The sequence below is a fragment of the Actinoplanes sp. NPDC048791 genome (assembly GCF_040650095.1).
In the GTDB taxonomy this organism is placed as follows: Bacteria; Actinomycetota; Actinomycetes; order Mycobacteriales; family Micromonosporaceae; genus Actinoplanes.
Map to the genome: position 1 here is coordinate 1 of NZ_JBEZGQ010001523.1, position 1,489 is coordinate 1,489.

At 73.0% G+C, this 1,489-nt stretch carries 1 pseudogene; it reads left to right on the top strand.

Annotated features, from left to right (window positions below):
- Positions 1-75: 75 nt before the first annotated feature.
- A pseudogene (locus AB0C29_RS48080) lies at positions 76-1,489 on the top strand (hypothetical protein); the annotation flags it as partial.

Genomic DNA, 1,489 nt, shown 5'->3' on the forward strand with positions numbered 1-1,489 from the left:
TGATGGGCGACACGGCCACGCTGCTGGACTGGGGACAGCGCCCGGCTGCCGGCCGGGGGCCTGGTCGTCCGGCTGGTGCCGTTCGCCGATGAGCAGCTCGACCGGTGGCTGGAGGTCTGGAACGGCACGAACGGCGAGCGACTGGCCGCGGCCGGCCGGCGCCCGCTGTCGGCGACAGTGTTGCGGCGCTTCCCCGACCTGGCCGAGCAGCCGCTGCTGCTGTTGATGCTGGCGCTCTACGACGCCACGGGCAACGCCCTGCAGGGCGACGACGAGACCTTCGAGATCGGCCAGCTCTACGAGCGGCTGCTCAGCGAGTTCGCCGACCGGGAGGTACGCCGGGTGCACGCCGGCCGCCCGGAGTCGGCGATGCCGGAGCTGATCGAGGCGGAGCTGTTGCGGCTGTCCGTCGTCGCGTTCGCGATGTTCCACCGCCTGCGGCTCTGGGCCACCACCGAGGAGCTCGACGCGGACCTGGCCGGGCTGGGTCTGCGGGCGTCGCGGGAGGCGGGCAGCGAGGGCTTCCGGGCGCCGATCACGGCCGGGCAGGAGATGGTCGGGCGGTTCTTCTTCATCCAGCGGGCCCAGGCCCACCAGGACGACCGGACCCGCCAGACGTACGAGTTCCTGCACGCCACGTTCGGCGAGTATCTCGTGGCCCGGTTGGTCGTGCAGGCGTTGCGGGACGCGGCCGCGCGGGCCCGGGCCCGTACCCTGCAGCTCGGCCGGGCCGACGAGGACGACCTGCTGCAGTCGCTGCTCGGCTTCACCCCGCTGAGTGCCCGCACCACGGTCCTGCCGTTCGCCACCGCCCTGCTGCGCGGCCCGGACATGGCGGAAGTCCGGGGGTGGCTGGTGGAACGCCTGCGCACGGCGGTCACCCGGCCGCAGTATGTCCCGCGGGGATACCGGCCGATCGACAAGCGCATCGACCACTGGATGGCGACCTACTCGTTCAACCTGATGCTGCTCACGCTGGCCTGCGGCGGGACCGTGCGGGCGTCGGAGCTCTTCCGCAACGCCAGGGACCCGGCGCACTGGCTGCGGGACACGGCACTGCAGTGGCGGTCGGCCGTACCCGGGGAGATGTTCCTCGACGCGCTGGAGCCGCTGGCCGTCACCCGGGCCTGGGCCGCCGACGGCCGCCGCGACCTGATCCTGGAGCACTCCCCCGGGGCCGGCGTCGATCACGTCGATCCGTTCTGGTCGCACGGTTTCGGCCCGGACTGGGAGTTCCGCGACTCGGATCCCGGCAGTGGCTTCAGCGACCACTTCGCGCTCGGTCCGGCGCTGACGTCGATGCAGCTGAGCAGCGCGCTCAGTGACGACACCCTGCGCCACGCCCTCGAGCCGCTGCTCGACCGGCTGCCGACGGCCGTGGCGACCTTCGCCCTGCACGGGCGGGACGACGCGGAATCCTTCGCCCGCATGCTCGTCCGGCTCTGGATGGCGTCGGCCCTGGGCGACGAACCGGCCGGCCTTCTGCCCG